Consider the following 20,778-nt stretch of genomic DNA (forward strand, 5'->3'; position numbering starts at 1 on the left):
CGGGTCAGCCGTAGAACGCCTCGAACTCGTCGTACAGCGACGGCTCCACCACCTTGTTCTCCGCTGTGGCTTCCGCGAGGGGCACACGGACGACTCGCGTGCTCCGCAGGGCGACCATGCAGCCGAAGTCCCCCTCCTTGACCGCGTCGATGGCGTGCAGCCCGAAGCGGGTGGCCAACCACCGGTCGAAGGGGCTCGGGGTACCGCCTCGCTGAATGTGTCCCAGGACCGTGGTGCGGGCGTCCTTCTCGGTACGTGCGGAGATCTCCTGGGCCAGCCATTCACCGATGCCGGACAGCCGCACATGGCCGAACTCGTCCAGGGACTGGTCCTTGACGATCATTTGCCCCTCTTTGGGGGTCGCCCCTTCGGCCACGACGACGATCGGCGCGTAGTTGATCTGGAACCGGCGTTTCACCTGCTCACACACCTGCTCGATGTCGAACGGCCGCTCCGGGATGAGGATCACGTTGGCGCCGCCGGCGATGCCGGCGTGCAGGGCGATCCAGCCGGAATGCCGTCCCATCACCTCCACCACAAGGGCGCGCATGTGTGACTCGGCGGTGGTGTGAAGGCGGTCGATGGCCTCCGTCGCGATACCGACGGCGGTGTCGAAGCCGAAGGTGTAGTCGGTACCCGAGACGTCATTGTCGATGGTCTTCGGCACGCCGACCAGATTGATCCCCTGTCGGCTGAGCTCCGTGGCCGCCCCCAGCGTGTCCTCCCCGCCGATCACGACAAGCGCGTCCACATCATGCGCTGCGAGCGTGTCCCCCACTCGTCGCAGCCCCTCCTCGTGCTTGAACGGGTTCGTGCGGGAGGACCCGAGGATGGTCCCGCCGCGGGGAAGAATTCCCCGAACGCTGGAGATGTCGAGTGGAACGACGTCGTTCTTGAGCAATCCGAGCCAGCCGTCCCGCACACCGACGAAATCGAATGAGTATTCCTGGACGCCTTTGCGGACGACGGCGCGGATCACGGCATTGAGGCCGGGACAATCACCGCCACCGGTCAGTACTCCGACCTTCATGGGTCTTCTCCCATCCGATGCACACCCTGTCCGGTCGCGGCCCTCGTCGCGACCGGGGACGGCTGCCGGGGCACGTGGATCGCCGCCTCCCTCCAGCCTCCCCCGGCTCCGTCGGCGGTGGCCACTCGGCGAGTGCAAAACCGCAGGCCCCCTGTGTGGTGAGCCGGGTGACACCGACGCAGGCATGCGGCATCCGACCTCCCCGAGGAACGAAGTGCCTCGCGCCGAGGATCAGGCGGTACGGCTGACGGACGTCACTTGCTGTCACTGCCGACGGCACCGACGAGCGCCGCCCGCCCCGCCTCCAGCCTCGCCGCCGGGATCCGGAACGGCGAGCAGGAGACGTAGTCCAGCCCGGCCCGGTGGAAGAAGTGGATGGACTCCGGATCGCCGCCGTGCTCGCCGCATACGCCCGTCTCCAGGCGGGGGTCGACCGCGCGGCCGGCCTCGACGGCGAGTTCCACGAGCCGGCCCACGCCCTCCTGGTCGAGAGTCTCGAAGGGGGAGGTGGTGAAAACGCCCTTGTCCAGGTAGAGGGGGAAGAAGGACGCCTCGGCGTCGTCGCGAGACAGGCCCCAGGTCGTCTGGGTGAGGTCGTTGGTGCCGAACGAGAAGAAGTCGGCCACCTCGGCGATCCGGCCGGCGGTGAGTGCCGCACGGGGTAGTTCGATCATGGTGCCGATCGGGCAGTCCAGGGTGGACCCCGTCTCCATCGCGAATTCAGCGAGCACTCGCTCCGCCTCCGCACGCGCCAGCCGCAGCTCCTCTACCGTGCCCACGAGCGGAATCATGATCTCGGCGCGGGGCCGACCTCCGTCACGCAGCCGCTGGCCGACGGCCTCGGCGACCGCCCGGACCTGCATGGCGACCAGGCCGGGCACGGCGAGGCCGAGGCGTACCCCGCGCAGCCCGAGCATCGGGTTCTGTTCGTGCATCCGCTCGACGGCGGTGAGGAGTTCGCGGTCGTGCGGATCGGGGTGGGCGGTGGAGGCGATGCGGACGGCCAGGTCCGTGCGGTCGGGCAGGAACTCGTGCAGCGGCGGGTCGAGCAGCCGGATCGTCACCGGCAGTCCGTCCATCGCCTTCAGGATGCCGGTGAAGTCCTCGCGCTGGAGCGGCAGCAATGCGGCCAGGGCCGCTTCGCGTGCGGTGTCGTCGTGGGCCAGAATCATCGCCTCGACCAGGGCCCTGCGGTCGCCGAGGAACATGTGCTCGGTGCGGCACAGCCCGATGCCCTGGGCGCCCAGCCTTCGGGCACGTGCGGCGTCTTCGGGCGTGTCGGCGTTGGCGCGGACCTCGAGACGCCGGACGGAGTCGGCGTGGTCGAGGAGATCGAGGACGGCCTGCGTCAAGGGTCCGGTCGCCGTGCCTGTCTCCAGGGACCCGCTCACCTCGGAGGCGGTGAGCGGCACCGTGCCCAGGTACACAGTTCCGGCGGTGCCGTCCACGGAGACGGTGTCGCCCTCGCGCACCACGGCACCCGCCGACGTGGTGAACTGCCGGGCGGCGGAGTCGATGACCAGCGCATCGGCGCCGCAGACGCAGACCTTGCCCATGCCGCGGGCGACGACGGCGGCATGGCTGGTCTTGCCGCCCCGGCTGGTCAGGACCGCCTGTGCGGCGATCATGCCGGGCAGGTCCTCGGGGGTGGTTTCGCGGCGGACGAGGACGGTGTGCTGTCCGTCGGCAGCGCGGCGCACGGCGGCGTCCGAGTCGAACACCACGGCGCCGACCGCCGCACCGGGCGAGGCGGGCACCCCATGGGCGAGGGGCACGTCGGAGGTGCGGGTGGCAAAGCGGGGGAACATGAGCCGGGTCAGTTCCGTGCCGTCGACGCGGGCCAGCGCCTCGTCGGGCGTGATCGTGCCCGCCTCGCCGAGCTCGTGCGCGATACGGAAGGCTGCTCCGGCGGTGCGCTTGCCCACCCGTGTCTGCAGGATCCACAGGCGTCCGCGCTCGACTGTGAACTCGACGTCGCACAGGTCACGGTAATGGGCCTCCAGAGTGCGCAGGTGATCGCCGAGCTGTCTGTACGCCCGGGGATCGAGGTGCTCCAGCTCGGCCAGCAGGACGGCGTTGCGCACGCCGGCGACGACGTCCTCGCCCTGGGCGTCGGGCAGATAGTCGCCGTACATGCCACGCTCCCCGGTGGCGGGGTCGCGGGTGAAGGCGACGCCGGTGCCGGAGTCGGGGCCGAGGTTTCCGAAGACCATCGCCTGGATGTTCACTGCGGTGCCGAGGTCGTCGGGGATGTGTTCGCGGCGGCGGTAGACGCGGGCGCGTTCGCTGTTCCAGGAGCCGAAGACCGCGCGGACGGCCCGGTAGAGCTGTTCGAAGGGGTCCTGCGGGAACTCCTCTCCCGTCTCGCGGCGGATGATGCCCTTGAACTCCTCGACGACGTGGGCCAGTTCCTCCGCGTCCAGGGCGTGGTCTTCGGTCACGGACAGCGCGGTCTTATGAGCTCCGACGAGTCGTTCGAACAGCCCGGCGTCCACCCCCATCACGCTGTGACCGAACATCTGGAGCAGGCGGCGGTAGGAGTCCCAGGCGAACCGCTCCCGTCCGGATGCCTTGGCAAGGCCGGCCACGGAGTCGTCGTTGAGACCGATGTCGAGGATGGTGTCCATCATCCCGGGCATAGAGAAACGCGCTCCGGAACGAACGGACACCAGCAGCGGATCGTCGGCCTGCCCGAGATCGCGCCCCATGGCACGCTCCAGGTTCGCAAGCGCATGGGCCACCTCCACGCCGAGCTCCGGCGGTTCCTGACCAGTCTCCAGATACACCCGGCACGCCTCCGTGGTGACGGTGAAGCCGGGCGGCACCGGCAGTTCGAGCCGAGTCATCTCGGCCAGGCCGGCACCCTTGCCGCCGAGCAGGGCGGCCATCTCCCGGCTGCCCTCGGCGAACTCGTACACGTACTGGGTCGGTGTGCTCATCTCGCATCGGGTCTCTCACTCGTGCGGCACGACGGCCACGGGTCAGCCGACCTGGTGGACGACGGCGTGGGTGACGGAACCAGGTGCGGACCCATCGTGCGATCGGTGACCCGGTGAAATCGCTCAGGCCGTGTGAGCCCAGCACCCGGGCTTCGCACTGCTCGGCGACTCTCATCCGACCCAGGGGCGGCCGGGCCCTCGATCAGCTCGTCGCGCTGGGCGGCGCCCAGGCTCTCCGCGACTCCGGCGATGACAGGCGCAACCATGACGCGCACCTCCTGAGCTCGATGTGCTCCTCGCTGCCATGCGTCACGGGCCGAGGCCGGGCGCCGTGCAGGGGCCGCCATGTCCTCGCGGAGGGCCGACCGGCCCCTACGCCAAGTCTCGGTCGACACGGTCGCTCCCGCATGCGGGCGGTACGACCCGCCGGTGAGGGCCGTACGGCCATGGAACAGCGGCCGGGGTGGCCCCTCCACCAGAGACCGTGGTGAGTGCCCGCGACGGTGGCTCGCCCGCCTCATCGGACTGTGAGAAGGCGCCCGTCTGGCCGTGGTCGTGGACGCGGCGCGGGCGCTGCGCGCCGTCGACGTCCTACGCGCCCCATGGCGGGCGCCATGGAGACGGAGCCGGGCGAGCCGCTGCCGTGAGGGGCCTACCTGGGACCGTCGGACCCTTCACATGCCCGTCCGGCCCATCGGCTCGCGGCCTTCCTAGAGCGAGACTGAAAGTGCGGACCGGCGACGAAAGGCATGCCATGAGCGCCACCCCGGCATCCGGCGAACGGGTGCACGCCCTTCTCACCGACGGCACGACGGTGTGCGTACGGCCCGCACGGCCGGACGACCAGAAGGCCGTCCTCCGGTTGTACTCGGAAATGTCGGACGCGAACCTGCGGCTGCGCTTCTTCTCAGTGAGCCGGCGCTCCGGCGAGCAGGCCGCCGCGAGGGTCGCCCAGCCGGAGGACTCCGGCTACCGGGCGCTGGTCGCCGAGCGCGGTGGCCGGATCATCGGCATCGCCGAGTACCAGATCGATGCCGGGAAAACGGCGGGCAGCGCCGAGATCTCGCTCGCGGTGGGGGACGAACGCCATCACCGCGGAGTGGGCACCCTGCTGCTGGAGCACCTGATCTCCACTGCCCGCGCTCACGGCGTCAGGACGTTCACCGCGGACGCGCTCACCGACAACCACGAGGTGCTCAAGGTCTTCGCCGACCTGGGGCTGCGCGCGGAACGGCGCTTCGACGGGCCTGAGGTGCACTGCGTGATCCCTCTGGACGACACGGAGGACTACCGCCGGAGCGTCGAGCGCCGCGGGCAGGCCGCGGATGTGGCCAGCCTGGCGCCGCTGCTGCGGCCCGGGTGCGTCGCGGTCGTCGGGGCGGGCCGAAGGCCGGGCTCGGTGGGCCGGGCCGTGTTGCACAACCTGACCACCGGCGGGTTCACGGGCCAGTTGTACGCGGTCAACCCGGCGGCCACGTCGATCCTCGGCGTCCGCGCCTACCCGGGCGTGAGTGCCCTGCCGATGATCCCCGACCTGGCGGTGATCGCCGTGCCTGCCGAGAGAGTCGCACAGGTTGCCGAGGAGTGCGGGCGGTTCGGTGTCCGGGCTCTGCTGGTGGTCTCCTCCGGGCTCGACGCCCACCAGTCCAGGAAACTTCTGGCAGCGTGCCGTGAGCACGACATGCGTCTCGTCGGCCCGAACTGCCTCGGCCTGGCCAACACCGAGGAGGGGCTCCGTCTCGACGCCACCTTCGCCGCCGCCCACCCCGCACGGGGCAGCGCCGGGGTCGCCGTACAGTCCGGCGGGGTGGGCATCGCCCTGCTCGGCGGGCTGGAGCGACTCGGCATCGGTGTCTCCAGCTTCGTCTCGCTCGGCGACAAGTACGACGTCAGTGGCAACGACTTGCTCCAGTGGTGGGAGTCCGACGGGCGCACCGACCTGGCGCTGCTGCACCTGGAGTCCTTCGGCAATCCGCGTGCCTTCTCCCGTACCGCCCGCCGCGTCACCCGCCGCATGCCCATCCTGACCGTCGACGCGGGCCGTACCGAGGCGGGCCGACGGGCCGCCGCCTCGCACACCGCGGCGGCCGCCACGACGACGATGACGCGGCGCGCGCTCTTCGCCCAGGCCGGGATCACCACCGCCCGCGCCATCCCCGAACTGCTGGAAACCGCTGCGCTGTTGCACTCCCAGCCGCTGCCCGCCGCCGACCGGGTCGTCGTCGTCACCAACGCGGGCGGCGCCGGTGTGCTGGCGGCGGACGCGTGTGCGGAGGCCGGACTGAACCTGCCGCCACTGCCGCCCGGCCTCGTCGACGACCTGCTGACCGTTCTCCCGCCGGGCGCGAGCACCGCCAACCCCGTCGACGCGACGGCGGCGGTCACCGAGGAGCAGTTGCGCACCTGCCTTGACCGGCTCGCCACCAACGAGTGCGTCGACGCGGTACTCGTAGCACTGGTACCCACCGCCGTCGCGGCAGCGACCGGCGACGTCCTGGTGAATGCCCTCACCCACGCCCCGGCACGCCGCTCCCGCACGATCGCCGCCGTTCTCCTGGACCAGGACGTACCGGTGCGGCTGCTGCCGTCGGACACGGGCCGGGTGCCGGCGTACGCCGACCCGCAGGCGGCGGCCCGCGCCCTCGCCCACGCAGCCGAACGCGCCCGATGGCTGGCCCGGCCGCCCGGCACCGTCACGGCTCTGGAAGGCATCGACACCTCGCGCGGCCGGACCCTGGTGGAGCGGTTCCTGAAGCAGCATCCCGACGGCGCCTGGCTCGACCCGCGCACCTGCGCCGAACTCCTCGACTGCTACGGCATCCCGCAGTCGCAGTGGGCCTGGGTGGAAACCGAGGACGAGGCCGTGTGGGCCGCCGACCGGCTCAAGGGGCCGGACGGGCACGTCGTCCTCAAGGCCTACTGGCCGGGGCTTGTACACAAGACGGCCCAGCACGCGATCCATCTGGACCTGCGCGGGGACGCCCAGGTGCGTGCCGCCTTCCGGGACTTCGATGTCCGCTTCGGCCACGTCATGACCGGGGCGGTGGTCCAGCCGCTCGCCCCGCGCGGCATCGAACTCTTCGCGGGCGTGGTCCAGGACGAGGTGTTCGGGCCGCTGGTCCTGTTCGGCCTCGGTGGCACGGCGACGGAGGTCCTGGCCGACCACGCGGCGCGGCTCTCCCCCCTGACGGACACAGACGTGCACGAACTGATCACCGCACCGCGCTGCGCGCCCCTCCTTTTCGGGCGTGACGGCACCGGTCCGGTCGATCTCCCAGGTCTTGAGCAGTTGCTGCTGCGACTGTCCCGGATGGCGAGCGACCTGCCGCAGCTGGCGGAGGCGGACTTCAATCCGGTCCTCGCCCGGCCCGAGCACATCACCGCTCTCGACGCGCGGATCCGGCTGCTGCCGCGCCGCGGCCACGACCCCTATCTGCGCCGGCTCCGCTGAACCGCGGGTCCGCGCACCGCCGAAGGAGGCGGAAAACGATGAAGCACAGCAAGGTCGGCGCACTGATGACGGCCGACGTCGTGTGTGCCGAGTACGGCACGCCGTTCAAGGAGGTGGCCCGGCTGCTCGCCGCGCGCCGGATCAGTGGTCTGCCAGTGGTGGACGACGACGAAAAGGTCCTCGGGGTGATCTCCGAGACGGACGTGATGGCCAGGCAGGCGGAGACCCGCGACCCGTCCGAGCCACGACGGCTGCTCCGCCGGCCGCGCTGGACGCCGGGATCGCGCGCTCGCCGGACCAAGGCGCAAGCCCTGACGGCCGGACAGCTCATGTCCCGTCCGGCCATCACGGTCCACAGCGACGCGACCGTCGTCGAGGCGGCCCGCGTCATGGCGCAGCACCGCGTCGAACGGCTGCCGGTCGTCGACGACGAGGAGCGGCTCGTCGGCATCGTCACCCGCCGCGATCTGCTCGAGGTCTTCCTGCGCCCCGACACGGAGATCCGGGAGGCGATCAGGAACGAGGTACTGGGGCGGGCCTTGTGGCTGCCGTCCGATGCCGTCGACGTGGACGTCCGCGAGGGCGTCGTCACGCTCACCGGACAACTGGAGCGGCGTGTGGAAACCACCTCGGCGGTGGAGATGTGCCGCCGGATGGACGGTGTGGTCGCGGTCGTCGACCACCTCACCTACCGTTTCGACGACTCCCGGCTGTCGCCAGAGGAGCCGACCCTGCACGGGCTCCCCTACTACTGGCAGCGCAAGCCGTGAGGAGGCCTGACGATCATGAAAGAGAAGGTTCTGGTGGCCTACGGTTCCACCAACGGATCGACGGCCGAGATCGCCGACTACGTCGGTGAGGTCCTGGCCGAGGGAGGGCTGGCCGTGGACGTGCGGCCCGCCTCGGACATCACCGACCTCGCGTCGTACGGCGCGGTCGTCCTCGGCGGTGGACTCTACGGGGGCCGCTGGCATCGCGACACCCGACGCTTCGCACGGCAGCACCGCAAGGCCCTGGCCGAGCGGCCGGTGTGGCTGTTCAGCAGCGGGCCCCTCGACCCCTCGGCGTCCGAGCGGGACATCCCCCCGGCGCCCGGCGTACAGCGGGTGATGAACCGCATCGGCCCACGTGGTCACGCCACCTTCGGGGGACGGCTGGAGGGTGACGTCAAGGGGCGCGTCGCCCGGATGATCGTCAAGTCCGGAAAGGGCGGCGACTATCGCGACTTCGAGCAGATCGGCACCTGGGCAACGATGGTGGCCCGGGACCTGGCGGTGCCCGAAGGCTGACCGCTCCTGGTACGACCATTCCGGCTTGTCAGGCGTGTGCCACCACGGCGACGGGGGCGACGGCGTGGTGCAGGACGGCATGGGCGACGGGGCCGATGTGCACGCCGAGCCGGCTGCGCCGGATCCGCCGGCCCACGACGACCAGGGAGGCATCGCGGGAGGCGTTCGCCAGCTGGTCCGCGGCACTGCCGGCCCGGGAGGCCTCGATCATCTCGACGGCCGGGTACTTGTACCGCCAGGGACGCAGTGCCTCGGTGAGTTCGGCCGCATGCTCCCGGGCGAGCTCGTCGTACAGGCTCACATGGTCGGACAGGCCGTAGATGTTGTACGGCGGGGGGCTCCAGGCGTGCAGGACGCGCAGGGCCGTGTCGCGACGGGCGGCTTCCTCGAAAGCGAATGTGATGACCGTGTCGTCAAGGCTGCGGGTGTCGAGGCCGAGGAGCACCGCGCGGAACGGGGTCGCCGCGGACGGTATGCCGGCGGGGTCCATGGTGTGCTCGTCCACTGCCTGCTCACCGGCCCGCACCAGTACCACCGGCACTTCGGTGCGCGCGATCACGGCCTGGCTCACGGAGCCGACCATGAATCCTCCGATCCCGCTCAGGCCGCGGGAGCCGAGGACCAGCAGTTCGGCGTCCCTCGCCACGTCCACCAGGACATCGCCCGGCAGCCCGGTCAGGTGGACCGCGTTCACGTCCACTCCCGGATGACGTGACTGGAGCCCCTCAGCTGTCTCGCGCGGGATCCGCTCGCTCCAGTGCTGCAGAGTCTCCGGACCGAGAAGCGGGGCCTGCGCCATCGGTTCCGGGACGGGCTCCCAGACGTGCACCAGCCGCAGCGGCAGTCCACGCAGCTTCGCCTCACGAGCCGCCCACTCCGCGGCCGCCCGGCTCTCGGACGAGCCGTCAAGGCCTACCATGATGTAACCCAGCATGCTGACCACTCCCTGAATCGGTATCTGTTGCGACGCCTCTCGGGGAACAAGGCGCTGACCGTGCACCACACCGCCCCTCGGGTTACGCCGCCGGAACGGCCAGCTCGTCGTGCCGCTGCCCGCCGAGAACGACTTTGAGCGCGCCGGTGTCGGCAGCGTGTGCGAACACCTCGTACGCCTCTTCCATCTGGTCCAGCGGGAAGGTGTGGGTGACCAGCGGTGCGGTGGGCACCCGCCCGGAGGCCGCCATCCTCAGCAGCATGGGTGTGGAGGACGTGTCCACCAGCCCGGTGGTGATGGTCACGTTCTTGATCCACAGGTCTTCGAGATGCAGGGTCGCGGGCTTGCCGTGCACGCCTACGTTGGCCACCCGGCCGCCGGGCCGCACCATGCGGGTGCACATCTCGAAGCTCTCCGGCACTCCCACCGCCTCGATGACCACGTCGGCGCCGAGGCCGTCGGTGAGGTCGGCGACGAGCTGCTCCGGCTCGTCCCGCACGGGGACGACGGCGTCGGCACCGAGCCGCCTGGCGGCCTCGAGCCGGGAGTCGGCGAGATCCACGGCGATGATCCGCTCAGGCGAGTACAGCCGGGCGGTGAGGATCGCGGCGAGTCCGATCGGGCCGGCCCCGACGACGACGACCGTGTCACCGGGCCGTACTCCCCCGTTGATCACGCCCACCTCATAGGCGGTCGGGAAGATGTCCGCGAACAGCACGGCGTCCTGGCTCTCAAGCGCCCCCGGCAGCGGGTGCACGGACAGGTCGGCATGGGGCACGCGCACATACTCCGCCTGTGTGCCGTCGATCAGGTGGCCGAGGATCCAGCCTCCGCCGCCCTGGCACTGCCCGTACGCGCCCTCCTTGCAGAAGCGGCAACGGCCGCAGGCGGTGATACAGGAGACGAGGACCCGGTCGCCCGGACGGACAGTCCGCACGTCGCTGCCGGTCTCGACGACCTCGCCGACCGCTTCGTGTCCCAGCACCGTCCCGGAAGGCACCTCCGGCACGTCGCCCTTGAGGATGTGCAGGTCCGTCCCGCAGATCGTGACGGCGTCGACCCGGACGATGGCGTCGGTGGGATCCTTGAGGCCTGGGTCCGGGACCTCTTCCCATGCGGACTGCCCGGCGCCGTGGAAAACGAAGCCCTTCATGTCCGTTCCTTCCTGGTCCTCCGGCCGTTCGGCCTGACGTCGTCGGATGACTGGGGCAGGCGCGGAGCGCGCCGGAGACCCCATGAATCCATCTTTGACCAGAGTGGTGGCCTTCGCTCGGGCCGGACGGCCCTGTCGCAGGGCCGTGTGTCCCCTGCCGCCGGGGCGAAGTCCGCGCACGTCGTCCCGCCGGCCGACCGCCACGCGGCATGACCGGCATCGGCTGGGTAGCGGCTCCGCGATGCGGGGGGGCGATCGTCTTTCTCGGTTACACAAGGCCGAGGGCAGGGTTCGACGACCTGTGACCGCCTCCACGACGACGAGCCGGTCAAACCCCACGGGGGTAAATTCGCAAAGAGTGAGTCCCCGCCACGGGGCCGTTGCGTGAGACAGGTCCGAGCGGAGGCGATGGCGACGGCGACAGTCCGCGCCCATGCCATTCACTGCGCGGGTGGCGCCGTCATCGCCCTGCTCGCCGCGCTGGCCGTACTGATCCACCACGAGACGGCCGCTGTCTCGAACGCTCCGGCGCAACACGCCACGCGCTCTACGCACATCGGGCACGCCATGCCGGGCATGGCGTCCTCGTCCGCTGCTGTTGTACGGCAAGTCTCCGACCCCACTCACGCGGACAGTTTCGGTGCACTTGCACCTGCGCACGGCGTCGACGGCGGCAGCACCTGCGCCGTCTTGGGCATGCAGCACTGCACCAGCGGAAACGTCGAGGTGCTCAAGCTCCCCGTGCCGTCACGGGGCACTCCGGTGCAGACGGCCGACCCATACCAGGCACAGCCCAGCCCCCGGCCCGCCGGCACGGTCGGCCGCGCGCCACCCGACCTGTCGGTCCTCTCCCGACTGCGCATCTAGGCCGCGATCACGGCACCCGTGTGCCGTCCTCGCCGCGCCCCATGCCAGTTTGAAGAACAGGACTCCCATCGTGAACAGCATCAACCGCCGCTCCATCCTGCTCGCCGGACTCGGCGCCGCCGGCGCGGGCGCACTCGCCGCCTGCACCGACTCCGGCAGCGCCCCTGCCCTGGTCAGCCCATCCGGTTCCGCCGTCGCCGCCGCAGAGAAGAGGCGGGGCGGCACCGGCAGGCAGCACAAGACCGCACTGACCGCCGCGCCCGCCAGGGTCGACCTGGGCGGCGGCGTCAAGGCCAACACCTGGGCCTTCGACGGCCGTACCCCGGGCAAGGAGATCCGGCTTTCCGCCGGGGACACCCTGGTCGCCGAACTCGCGAACCAGCTGCCGGGCAAGGCCACCACCTCGATCCACTGGCACGGCATCGCCCTGCGCAACGACATGGACGGCATGCCCCCCACCACCCAGGCCGCCGTCCGCGCCGGCTCCACCTTCACCTACCGGTTCGTCGCCGACGCCCCGGGCACCTACTTCTTCCACCCGCACGTCGGCGTCCAACTCGACCGCGGCCTGTACGCCCCGCTGATCGTCGAGGACCCGCGCGAGCCGCTGGCCTACGACGACGAATGGGCGGTCGTCCTGGACGACTGGACCGACGGTGTCACCGGCACCCCCGACGAGGTCTTCGCCGAACTCAAGCAGGGCATGGGCGGCATGGACATGGGCGGCAACACATTCCTGCTCATGGGCGCGGAGAGCAACCTGCTGGGCGGCGACGCCGGCGACGTGAAGTACCCCTACCACCTGGTCAACGGCCGTGTGCCGGACGACCCGGAGGTCTACATGGGCAAGCCCGGCCGCAAGGTGCGACTGCGGATCATCAACGCGGGCAGCGACACCGCCTACCGGGTCGCCCTCAGCGGCCACAAGATGACCGTCACGCACACCGACGGCTTCCCCGTCCAGCACCAGCGAACAGACGCGCTCCTGATCGGCATGGGCGAGCGCTACGACGTGCTGGTCACCCTCGCCGACGGCGTCTTCCCGCTGGTCGCCCTGGCCGAGGGGAAGAACACCAGCGGGCTGGCCCTCGTGCGCACGGGCTCCGGCCGCGCGCCCACGGCCGCCGTACGCCCGAGGGAACTCGACGGCACGGTCATGACCGCGTCCCGGCTCCGCGCGGCCGACGACGTGCGACTGGAGTCCGCCACGGCCGACGTCACGCACCGGATCGAACTCACCGGCGGCATGATGCACTACAACTGGGCCATCAACGGCAAGCCGTTCGACATGGCCGATCCGGACGCCAACGCCATCGTGGTAAAGGAGGGTCGGCGAGTCCGGCTGGACTTCGTCAACACCACCACCATGTGGCATCCGATGCACCTGCACGGCCACACCTTCCAGCTCGGCCGCTCCGGCCTCCGTAAGGACACCGCGATCGTGCTGCCCAAGAAAAAGCTGTCCGTGTTCTTCGAGACCGACGACCCCGGCCAGTGGATGCTGCACTGCCACAACGCCTACCACGGCGAGGCCGGGATGATGACAAACGTCGCTTACCAAGCATGACCCCCAGTGGCCGGACGGCGCGCCGCTCACGTGTCGTCCGGCCACATCAGTGGCCGTAGTCGTCGCGACTGAACTCCACGGGCATATCGCTGCGTTCGGAGTCGGCGCCCAGCAGGTCCCGTACGTCCTGCTGGTCTTCAGCGAAGGCACCGCCGTCGATGCAGGCGAAGCGGACCGAACTCGCTCCGTTCGGGGTGAAGCCGGTGGCCGTCTGGGGCAGGCCCCCATCGAGGGCCGGGCGGTGAGCTGCCGGTCGGGCTCGAATGGGCCGCGCATCGCCGTCACCCCGGGATGAGGCCCTCGTCGGAGAGCAGTTCCCGCACCTGTGTGAGGCTGGTGTCCTCGTCGGGCAGGACCAGGTCGGACGGCCTGATCGTCCCGGCCGGCAGAGGCGTGCCATAGCTGCGTACCGCGTCCAGCAGAGCCGACAGAGCGGTGGCGAACAGCGTGTCGTCGTCGGCGTCGGCCGCGGACTGCAGAGCGGCATCCGGCTCGTTGAGCCGGTCGAGGTGATCTTCCGTGATCTCGTACTGGCCCTCGCCGAGAATCCGCATGATCATGACGTCGCCTCCTGGTCCGGGGGGCCCTGCTCGGTGCTCTTGCCTTCGACGGCTGGCGGGGTGGCGGACGCGGGCAGTTGGGCTTTCATCCGGGCCAGTTCCTTGTCCACGTCCTGGCCCGCGGTGACGCGTTCGAGTTCGGCCTGGATGTCGTCTCCACCGGCGGGCAAGGTGGCGTCCTCCAAGGCGCCGGAGGCGAGCAGTTCGTCCAGTGCTCCGGCGCGGGCCTGCAGGTGTTCGGTCTTGTCCTCGGCGCGCTGCATGGCCAGGCCGACATCGCCCATCTCCTCGCCGATGCCGGTGACCGCCTCGGTGATGCGGGTCTGGGCCTCGGCCGCGGTGTAGCGGGCCTTGATGGTCTCCTTGCTGGTGCGGAACGTGTCCACCTTCGCCTGGAGGCGCTGTGAGGCCAGGGTGAGTTTCTCCTCCTCGGCCTGCAGCGTCGCCTGCTGGGTCTGGAGGTCTGTGAGCTGGGAGGCCACGGCGGTGCGCCGGCTCAGGGCTTCGCGGGCGAGGTCCTCGCGCCCGGCGGCGAGCGCCTGCTGGGCCTGGCCCTCCAGCTTGCCGCCGGACTGGTGCAACTGATTGATCTGCAGATCGATGCGCTTGCGGCTGGTGGCCACGTCCGCCACACCGCGTCGTACCTTCTGCAGCATCTCCTGCTGCTGGGTATAGGAGTAGTCCAGTACCTCGCGCGGGTCTTCGGCCTTGTCCAGGGCCTTGTTCGCCTTGATCCGGAACAGGGCGGCCATGCGGTGGGCGATGCTGGTCATAGCGGCCTGCCTCCTCTCGATCGATGAGGAATCAGCCAGGCCATGCCATGTCTGCGGAACACTTCCAGGCTCCGGCGGCGTGGTCCGTGCCGCAACCTCGGTCGGCGTCCGGGGGCACGGCTGCGACGGCAGCACTCTCCCGCTCGCGCTTGGCGGGTCGATGATGGAGGTGAGCCGCAAAGGAGGTGACCGGCGATGCCACCGCACTGTGATTCTCTCGACGGTCCCGTCGTCACGGCCGCGCGCCAAGCCCTGGAGGGCGGCGATGTCGACCAGGTCCTGCCCTACGTACCCGAAGAAGGGGAACCAGAGGTCCGAGAGGCGTTCAGTCTCACGGTCAAGGCGCGCACGTTCGGCCGGGACGCACAGGAAGTGGCCGACCGCTGGTTCTTCGAGACGGTCGTCCGCGTCCACCGCGCCAGAGAAGGCGCTCCCTTCACGGGACTGAAGCCGGCCGGGCTCGATGTGGGGCCGGTGATCCCGGCTGCTGAGCGTGCCCTTGATGCCGGCTCAGCGGACGAACTGGCCGTGGCACTCTGCGGGATCATCCGTGAGCAGGTGGAAGAGCGTCACGGCCGGGCCATGGCGCTGAAGGAGCATGCCGCTGAGGGGGTGGCTGCCGCCCGCGCCTTCGTGGAGGCCAGTCTCGGCCTGCAGGTGTGGGCGCACCACGTGTACAAACAGGCGATCGCCGTCCCGCACGCATCAACCCGGCGCTCGTAAGAAGCGAACAGTCCAGGCCCGCCCGCCATATGAATCCGGCGCAGAGGACGGCGTGCGGATCGCCTGTTCGACGAGGACCCGCACGAGGTCGGTCCTCGCTTGGGGTGCCACGGCGTCCTGCCTGGATTCATGCCGTCGCACTGACACGCCTGCGCAGGTTGCGGAACTGACGGGTCTGCATGATCAGGTGGGCGGGTTCCCAGAACAGCATGTCCATGGTCCGGGTGAGGGGCCGCGGGCGGCTGCGCCCCCTCGCGCGGACGATGAGCCGGGTCCTTCCGCCGGGCTCCGGCCGGAGGTGGAAGCCCCAGATCGAGTCGATGTACGCCTTGGGCAGCGGCTCGTACCGCACGTCGAAGGGGCGTCCCGAGGGGAGTTTCGTCTGCGAGCGCAGCACCAGGGTCCGCTCCAGCTCCAGGACCGCGACGGTGAACCAGGCGTCGCCGCTCGGCAGGGAGTCCAGGTGCTGGTCCTGCTGCAGGCGCTGCCACGCCGGGACGATGCGTTCCGCGCTCGGGCGTCCGCCGTTGTCCAGGCGGTCCCAGCTGTACCAGCCGCCGCGGTTGCAGCCCATCTGTGCCAGCCAGGGCCAGACTTCTTGGGGCGGCGCCGGCAGGGTCGTGGCCATGGTCGAGGTGCCGTCGGCATCGGGGATGAGGCCATCGCCGGGGAGGTCACGGTCGGCTTCGTCGTGTGTTGTGCCCCAGGTCAGCACCCGTGGTCGCAGGAAGACTCCGTACAAGGCCAGCGCGGCGGCCGCCACACCGAGTGGACGTCGCCCGGCCCCAGGCCGGTGCTCGCTCATGTCTTCAGCGTCGCAGCTCCGCATCGGTCCCACCACGCACGGCATGTTGTTGGCTCCCAGGTCAGTCGGCGGGAGTCAGGACGGTGGGCGGGCCGGCGGTGACACCGCCGTCCAGGACGAACTCCACTCCGGTCGAGAAGGTGGCGTCGGCGGCGATGAAGAGGACCATGCGGGCGACCTCCTCTGGCTCGCCGAACCGTGGGAGGGGTTGTCCGGCGGTGAACGAGTCGTCGAAGTCGGCCGTCATCGCGGTACGCACCGCACCGGGGTGGACCGAGCAGACACGGATCCCGTCCGGGGCCAGTTCCAGAGCCGCGGCCTTGGTCAGCCCGCGCAAAGCCCACTTGCTGGTCACATACGCTCCGATGCCGGCGTAGCCGGTGAGGCCGGCGATCGAGGAGATGTTCACGATCACGCCTCCGCCGGCCCGGCGAAGAGACGGTGCCGCCGTACTCATGCCCAGCCAGGCGCCCTGGACGTTGACGTCGATGACCCTCCGGAAGGATTCGAGGCTCTGCTCCTCGACGGTCCCCCACTCGAGGATCCCGGCGTTGTTGACCAGCACCGAGACCGGGCCGAGGTCCCGCTCCGTCTCCGCGACAACCGTCTGCCAGCCATCCTCGGTGCTGACGTCAAGGTGCGCGTAGCGGGCCGGGCCACCGAGCTCCGCCGCCAGCTTCTCCCCCTCGGCGTCGAGGACATCCGCGACCACCACGCTCGCGCCCTCGGCCGCGAACATCCGCGCCACAGCGGCGCCGATCCCTCTGGCTCCGCCGGTGACGATCGCCACCCGCTCGTTCAGACGTCCCATCATGACCTCCTGAACCTGCTTCGACGAAAATGCGTAAGTGCGGCATCGGCAGCGGCGGACTCAGCGCGACGGCATGCCATGTCTGGTCTCAAGGGCCGCAGGCCGAAGGACAACAGGTCGGTCAAGGGGTCGCCCAGATGATCTCGACGACATGGCCCACCCAGGCCGGTGCCCCTCCAGACCAGTGTGGATTCCTCACCTCCCGTGCGCATGCCGGGAACACGCGCCCACGTCACTCAATGTCCCTGTGCTACCGGTAGGCCCGAGCGCGGCGGGCGTTCCGGTCTCAGTCGCGCCTGGAGTCGCATGACGACATGGCCGAGGCCTGACAGCACGCAGGCGATCGCCAGGTCGGTGAGCGCGAGCGGCTCCGTACCCAGCAGGTCCCGCAGGGGCGGCAGATAGACACCGGCCGCCTGGAGGCTCAGTGCCACTCCCACGGCCACCAGCAGGAACGGGTTGGTCAGGGTGCCCGGGCGGGCCCGAGAGCCGAGCGCCACGCCGAGCTGGGTCGCCCCCAGTACCAGGAACATCATGGACTGCCAGGGACGTCCGGTCTCTCGGGCCCAGACGCCGACCACGAGGGTCACCGTCGCGACGAAGGCCCCCATGAACAGGATCCGCGGCCACAGACCGGCCCCCAGCACGCTCTCTTCGGGAGGCCGGGGCGGGTGGCGCATCGTGTCCGGGTCGACGGGTTCCGCACCGAGAGCGACACCGGGCAGGCCGTGCGTGAGCAGGTTGACCCACAGGATCTGTGCGGGCAGCAGCGGCAGCGGCATCCCCAGGAAGGGGCCGAGGAGCATGACCAGGATCTCCGCGGTGCCCCCGGCGAGCGCGTAGAGCAGGAACCGGCGTACGTTCGCGTAGCCCCGGCGTCCCTCCTCGACGGCCGCCACGATCGTGGCCGGGTTGTCGTCGGCGAGCACCAGGTCGGCCGCCTGGCGCGCGACCTCGGTGCCGCGCCGGCCCATCGCGACGCCGATGTCGGCCTGACGCAGGGCCGGGCCGTCGTTGACGCCGTCTCCCGTCATCGCCACCACGTGCCCGGCCCCGCGCCACGCCTGGACGATATCCAGCTTCTGCTCGGGAGTGGTCCGGGCGGAGACGCGTACGCCCGTCAGATCGCCCGCTGTGCCGGTCCGGATCCGGTCACCTGTGGTGACCTCGTCGTCCCGGGTGGCGATGCCGAGGCGCCCGGCCACGGCCCGCGCGGTCAGTGGGTGGTCGCCGGTGATGAGTACGGGGACGATGCCGGCCCGTTTGCAGGCGTTGATCGTCGGCTCGGACGCGCTGCGGGGCGGGTCCAGGATGCCGACGAGGCCGAGGAGCGACAAGCTCGATTCCCAGGTCGGGGGTGGCTGCGCCCGGCCGTCGTGGTCGGCCGAGGCGACGGCGAGCACGCGGTATCCACGGCGTGCCAAGGCCTCCGCCTGTGCGGCCGCTCGGGCGACCGTCTCAGGGTTGTCGGCCAGAATCTGCGGGCGGAGCACGGATTCCGGCGCTCCTTTGCACGCGATGCGCACCCCGCCGTACGGGCGGCGGTGCACGGTCGTCATGCGCTTGCGGGTGCTGTCGAAGGGGATCTCCTCCAGGCGCGGCAGTTCGCTCTCCAGCGCCGCCCGGTCCAGCCCGAGGCGGGCCCCGGCCACCAGCAGGGCGGCTTCGGTGGGATCGCCGAGCGCGCTCCACTCCGGGGAGTGGTCCGACGGGGGCTCCAGCGCCGCGTCGTTGCACAGCATCGCGACGCTCAGCAGCGCCGACAGGTCGGGCGCGCCGCCCGCGGTCACCGCCTCGCCGTCGCGGACGACCCGGCCCTCGGGTTCGTAGCCGGTCCCCACGACCGATGCCTCACCGAGGGACGTCCACAGCTGCTCTGCCGCCATCCGGCCCTCGGTCAGGGTGCCCGTCTTGTCGGTGGCGATCACAGTCACCGAGCCCAGGGTCTCCACCGCGGGCAGCCTGCGGACGATGGCGTGCCGGTCCGCCATCCGCCGTGCTCCCAGCGCCAGAGCGAGCGTCACCACGGCGGGAAGAGACTCCGGAACGGCGGCGACGGCGAGGCTGATCGCCGCCACGATCATCAGCTCCACGGGCTGGCCGCGCACCAGCCCGAGAGCGAGCACCACCGCGCACAGCGCCACCGTGACAGCCGCCAGCGTCCGGCCGAACTTCACCAGCCGGTGTTGCAGCGGGGTGAGGCCGGGCGCACCGCCCATTAGGGAAGCGATCCGGCCGAGCGCGCTGTCGGCCCCGGTCGCGGTCACCACGACCCGTCCGTGGCCGCGGACGACGACCGTGCCCGCCGACACCGCCCCGTGCGCTTCGCCGCTGTCGGGGACCTTCTCCACCGGAACCGACTCGCCCGTCAGTGACGACTCGTCCGCCAGCAGCGATGCAGCGACGAGCACTTCTCCGTCCGCAGGGACGATGTCCCCCTCGGCCAGCAGGACCGCATCTCCCGGCACCACCTCGGCTGCCGCGACGGAGCGCTCCTCACCGTCCCGCACCACCCTGGCGGCGGGGGCACTCATGGCGGACAGGGCCATGACCGCCTGTTCCGCCCGTACCTCCTGTACGACGCCGACCACGGTGTTCACGATGATCACGAACAGGATCACCGCGGCGTCGGAGAGATCGCCCGTCCCGATGGTCAGGGCGGCCGCCACGAGCAGAACCAGGATCAGCGGATCGCGCAGCTGCTGCAGCACCCGCCGCCACACCGGGGTCCGCGGTTCCGCGGGGATCTCGTTGGGCCCGTGGAGAGCCAGCCGCCGCGCGGCCTCGACCGACGACAGCCCCGTGGCGGGCGTCGTGCCCGGGAGCCGGTCGACCTTCGCGGTGGGTCTGCGGCCTCCCTCCCGCCGGTTCATGTCCGTGACAGAGCCGCGTCCGGGCTGTTCCGTGCGTGGGCTGCCATCCACCGCTCCCGTCGTGTACCCGGCCACCGACTCGCGGGACGTACCCCCGCCTTCTCAGAGTGCACCCTTGCTCAAGGCTGCGCGCGGCTGCGGCCGTGGTCGTCGGCGTATGCGGCGAACACTTCCGTCGGCGTTCCGCCCGTATGGAGGAAGCGCTGGTCAAGGATGGCGGCGAAGTCCCTCAGGGCACCGGCGAGCAGGTCACCGGCCAGGCGCACCTCCGGCCGCCGCGCTGCCTGCCCGCGTCGCGCAAGGGCATCGGCGTAACCGACCATGGCCGCCAGCGACGAGTGGTCCTCCCCGTCGTGGAAGTAGTACGCCTCGGCGTACTGCGTGAAGTCGATGCGGACGCGTACGACCTCGGTGGCCAGGCTGTCCAGGAGGAGCGCCCCCGCCGTGCAGTCGATCTGCTGCGTCGTCGGGTCCGAGTCGCGCAGCAGCGCGAGCCGGATGGCCAGGACCCTTCTGCGGGTCAGCGCCGGGTAGATCTCCAGCACCCAGGAGACCGTGGCCGTCAGGAGGGCGAAGCCGACGAGGGCTTCCAGCGGTGAGACCAGGCGAAGCCAGCTTTCAGCGGGGGCGATGTCCCCCAGGCCCAGGGTGGCGACCGTGACGAGCGACAGGTACACGGAGTCGAGCAGCGCCGGCTCCTTCGCCGCCTCGGAACCGGGCGAGAAGGTGAACGCCCCGGGCATGTGGGGCCAGTAGACGATGGCCCAGCCGAGGATGACGGTGACGGCCCACATACTCACCACCGTCACCATGGCGAGCGGTCCCACGAGCCCGACCACGCGCCTACGCGCACGAAAGCGCCGGGCCAGTCGCCACAGCGCCGTCATGACGAGGCGGCTCAGGCCACCGTGGCGGGTGGGGTGCCAGAGGGTGTGGAACAGGTCCCGCAGGGAGATCATGACGAGCCCGGCACCGACCAGCGAGACCAGCCACTTCATCCACG

At 70.7% G+C, this 20,778-nt stretch carries 16 protein-coding genes and 1 pseudogene; 6 read left to right on the forward strand and 11 right to left on the reverse strand.

What is annotated here, in order from left to right; all coding sequences use genetic code 11:
* Nucleotides 1-4: 4 nt before the first annotated feature.
* Together AB0F04_RS00110 and ppdK are read right to left on the reverse strand one after the other, a co-directional pair.
* Nucleotides 5-1,030 carry a 6-phosphofructokinase gene (locus AB0F04_RS00110; RefSeq protein WP_362036024.1) on the reverse strand — a complete coding sequence of 342 codons (1,026 nt, stop codon included), beginning with the start codon at nucleotides 1,028-1,030 and terminating at the stop codon, nucleotides 5-7.
* A gap of 254 nt (nucleotides 1,031-1,284) precedes the next feature.
* On the reverse strand, nucleotides 1,285-3,969 hold the full coding sequence (ppdK, locus tag AB0F04_RS00115; protein WP_362036026.1) for a pyruvate, phosphate dikinase: 2,685 nt from the start codon (nucleotides 3,967-3,969) through the stop codon (nucleotides 1,285-1,287).
* A 754-nt stretch (nucleotides 3,970-4,723) separates the two neighbouring features.
* Between ppdK and AB0F04_RS00120 the strand changes: the two genes are divergently transcribed.
* Genes AB0F04_RS00120 through AB0F04_RS00130 form a run of 3 tightly spaced genes read left to right on the forward strand, consistent with a single transcriptional unit; the run spans nucleotide 4,724 to nucleotide 8,709 of the window.
* The gene (locus AB0F04_RS00120; protein ID WP_362036028.1) at nucleotides 4,724-7,420 is read left to right on the forward strand and encodes a GNAT family N-acetyltransferase; all 2,697 of its coding nucleotides are present in this window, start codon (nucleotides 4,724-4,726) and stop codon (nucleotides 7,418-7,420) included.
* 38 nt (nucleotides 7,421-7,458) lie between these two features.
* Nucleotides 7,459-8,190, forward strand: a complete 732-nt coding sequence (locus tag AB0F04_RS00125; RefSeq protein ID WP_362036030.1) for a CBS domain-containing protein — start codon at nucleotides 7,459-7,461, stop codon at nucleotides 8,188-8,190.
* Between the two features lie 15 nt (nucleotides 8,191-8,205).
* A complete protein-coding gene (locus AB0F04_RS00130) occupies nucleotides 8,206-8,709 on the forward strand; it encodes a flavodoxin domain-containing protein (RefSeq protein ID WP_362036032.1) in 504 nt (167 codons plus the stop codon).
* A 28-nt stretch (nucleotides 8,710-8,737) separates the two neighbouring features.
* Here the strand turns inward: AB0F04_RS00130 and AB0F04_RS00135 are convergent, their stop codons facing one another.
* Together AB0F04_RS00135 and AB0F04_RS00140 are read right to left on the reverse strand one after the other, a co-directional pair.
* Nucleotides 8,738-9,643, reverse strand: a complete 906-nt coding sequence (locus AB0F04_RS00135; protein WP_362036034.1) for a universal stress protein — start codon at nucleotides 9,641-9,643, stop codon at nucleotides 8,738-8,740.
* Between the two features lie 82 nt (nucleotides 9,644-9,725).
* Nucleotides 9,726-10,796 carry a zinc-dependent alcohol dehydrogenase family protein gene (locus AB0F04_RS00140; protein ID WP_362036036.1) on the reverse strand — a complete coding sequence of 357 codons (1,071 nt, stop codon included), beginning with the start codon at nucleotides 10,794-10,796 and terminating at the stop codon, nucleotides 9,726-9,728.
* Between the two features lie 384 nt (nucleotides 10,797-11,180).
* Here AB0F04_RS00140 and AB0F04_RS00145 point away from each other — a divergent pair, with 384 nt between their 5' ends.
* Nucleotides 11,181-11,663 (forward strand): hypothetical protein, encoded by a 483-nt coding sequence (locus tag AB0F04_RS00145; RefSeq protein WP_362036038.1) that lies wholly within the window; start codon nucleotides 11,181-11,183, stop codon nucleotides 11,661-11,663.
* A 70-nt stretch (nucleotides 11,664-11,733) separates the two neighbouring features.
* Nucleotides 11,734-13,230, forward strand: coding sequence for a multicopper oxidase family protein (locus AB0F04_RS00150; RefSeq protein WP_362036040.1), 1,497 nt, complete (start codon nucleotides 11,734-11,736; stop codon nucleotides 13,228-13,230).
* A gap of 52 nt (nucleotides 13,231-13,282) precedes the next feature.
* Here AB0F04_RS00150 and AB0F04_RS00155 read toward each other — a convergent pair.
* The 3 genes and pseudogenes from AB0F04_RS00155 to AB0F04_RS00165 all read right to left on the reverse strand — a co-directional run.
* Nucleotides 13,283-13,495: pseudogene (locus AB0F04_RS00155) on the reverse strand (hypothetical protein); the annotation flags it as partial.
* A gap of 16 nt (nucleotides 13,496-13,511) precedes the next feature.
* On the reverse strand, nucleotides 13,512-13,790 hold the full coding sequence (locus AB0F04_RS00160) for a hypothetical protein (RefSeq protein WP_362036042.1): 279 nt from the start codon (nucleotides 13,788-13,790) through the stop codon (nucleotides 13,512-13,514).
* Nucleotides 13,787-14,563, reverse strand: a complete 777-nt coding sequence (locus AB0F04_RS00165; RefSeq protein ID WP_362036044.1) for a PspA/IM30 family protein — start codon at nucleotides 14,561-14,563, stop codon at nucleotides 13,787-13,789. Before AB0F04_RS00165 ends, AB0F04_RS00160 begins: the two co-directional genes overlap by 4 nt.
* Before the next feature lie 195 nt (nucleotides 14,564-14,758).
* On the opposite strand from AB0F04_RS00165, the gene AB0F04_RS00170 reads away from it, so the two are divergent.
* Nucleotides 14,759-15,286 carry a DUF6448 family protein gene (locus AB0F04_RS00170; RefSeq protein WP_362036046.1) on the forward strand — a complete coding sequence of 176 codons (528 nt, stop codon included), beginning with the start codon at nucleotides 14,759-14,761 and terminating at the stop codon, nucleotides 15,284-15,286.
* 127 nt (nucleotides 15,287-15,413) lie between these two features.
* Here AB0F04_RS00170 and AB0F04_RS00175 read toward each other — a convergent pair whose 3' ends face one another.
* The 4 genes from AB0F04_RS00175 to AB0F04_RS00190 form a co-directional block, all read right to left on the reverse strand.
* A complete protein-coding gene (locus AB0F04_RS00175; RefSeq protein ID WP_362036047.1) occupies nucleotides 15,414-16,091 on the reverse strand; it encodes a hypothetical protein in 678 nt (225 codons plus the stop codon).
* Between the two features lie 61 nt (nucleotides 16,092-16,152).
* Nucleotides 16,153-16,902, reverse strand: coding sequence for a glucose 1-dehydrogenase (locus AB0F04_RS00180; RefSeq protein ID WP_362036049.1), 750 nt, complete (start codon nucleotides 16,900-16,902; stop codon nucleotides 16,153-16,155).
* 236 nt (nucleotides 16,903-17,138) lie between these two features.
* Nucleotides 17,139-19,775: a cation-translocating P-type ATPase gene (locus AB0F04_RS00185; RefSeq protein WP_362036051.1), complete on the reverse strand. Its 2,637-nt coding sequence runs from the start codon at nucleotides 19,773-19,775 to the stop codon at nucleotides 17,139-17,141.
* 119 nt (nucleotides 19,776-19,894) lie between these two features.
* Complete coding sequence (locus AB0F04_RS00190; protein ID WP_362036053.1) at nucleotides 19,895-20,773, reverse strand: potassium channel family protein; 879 nt, start codon at nucleotides 20,771-20,773, stop codon at nucleotides 19,895-19,897.
* Nucleotides 20,774-20,778 lie beyond the last annotated feature (5 nt).

It is taken from the genome of Streptomyces sp. NPDC029041, assembly GCF_040637515.1.
Taxonomy (GTDB): domain Bacteria; phylum Actinomycetota; class Actinomycetes; order Streptomycetales; family Streptomycetaceae; genus Streptomyces.

Excerpts from the sequence above, each read along its gene's own strand:
- AB0F04_RS00110 (WP_362036024.1), bottom strand. The coding sequence starts at position 1,030 with ATGAAGGTCGGAGTACTGACCGGTGGCGGTGATTGTCCCGGCCTCAAT.
- ppdK (WP_362036026.1), bottom strand. The coding sequence starts at position 3,969 with ATGAGCACACCGACCCAGTACGTGTACGAGTTCGCCGAGGGCAGCCGG.
- AB0F04_RS00120 (WP_362036028.1), top strand. The coding sequence starts at position 4,724 with ATGAGCGCCACCCCGGCATCCGGCGAACGGGTGCACGCCCTTCTCACC.
- AB0F04_RS00125 (WP_362036030.1), top strand. The coding sequence starts at position 7,459 with ATGAAGCACAGCAAGGTCGGCGCACTGATGACGGCCGACGTCGTGTGT.
- AB0F04_RS00130 (WP_362036032.1), top strand. The coding sequence starts at position 8,206 with ATGAAAGAGAAGGTTCTGGTGGCCTACGGTTCCACCAACGGATCGACG.
- AB0F04_RS00135 (WP_362036034.1), bottom strand. The coding sequence starts at position 9,643 with ATGCTGGGTTACATCATGGTAGGCCTTGACGGCTCGTCCGAGAGCCGG.
- AB0F04_RS00140 (WP_362036036.1), bottom strand. The coding sequence starts at position 10,796 with ATGAAGGGCTTCGTTTTCCACGGCGCCGGGCAGTCCGCATGGGAAGAG.
- AB0F04_RS00160 (WP_362036042.1), bottom strand. The coding sequence starts at position 13,790 with ATGATCATGCGGATTCTCGGCGAGGGCCAGTACGAGATCACGGAAGAT.
- AB0F04_RS00165 (WP_362036044.1), bottom strand. The coding sequence starts at position 14,563 with ATGACCAGCATCGCCCACCGCATGGCCGCCCTGTTCCGGATCAAGGCG.
- AB0F04_RS00170 (WP_362036046.1), top strand. The coding sequence starts at position 14,759 with ATGCCACCGCACTGTGATTCTCTCGACGGTCCCGTCGTCACGGCCGCG.
- AB0F04_RS00175 (WP_362036047.1), bottom strand. The coding sequence starts at position 16,091 with ATGAGCGAGCACCGGCCTGGGGCCGGGCGACGTCCACTCGGTGTGGCG.
- AB0F04_RS00180 (WP_362036049.1), bottom strand. The coding sequence starts at position 16,902 with ATGGGACGTCTGAACGAGCGGGTGGCGATCGTCACCGGCGGAGCCAGA.
- AB0F04_RS00185 (WP_362036051.1), bottom strand. The coding sequence starts at position 19,775 with ATGAACCGGCGGGAGGGAGGCCGCAGACCCACCGCGAAGGTCGACCGG.
- AB0F04_RS00190 (WP_362036053.1), bottom strand. The coding sequence starts at position 20,773 with ATGAAGTGGCTGGTCTCGCTGGTCGGTGCCGGGCTCGTCATGATCTCC.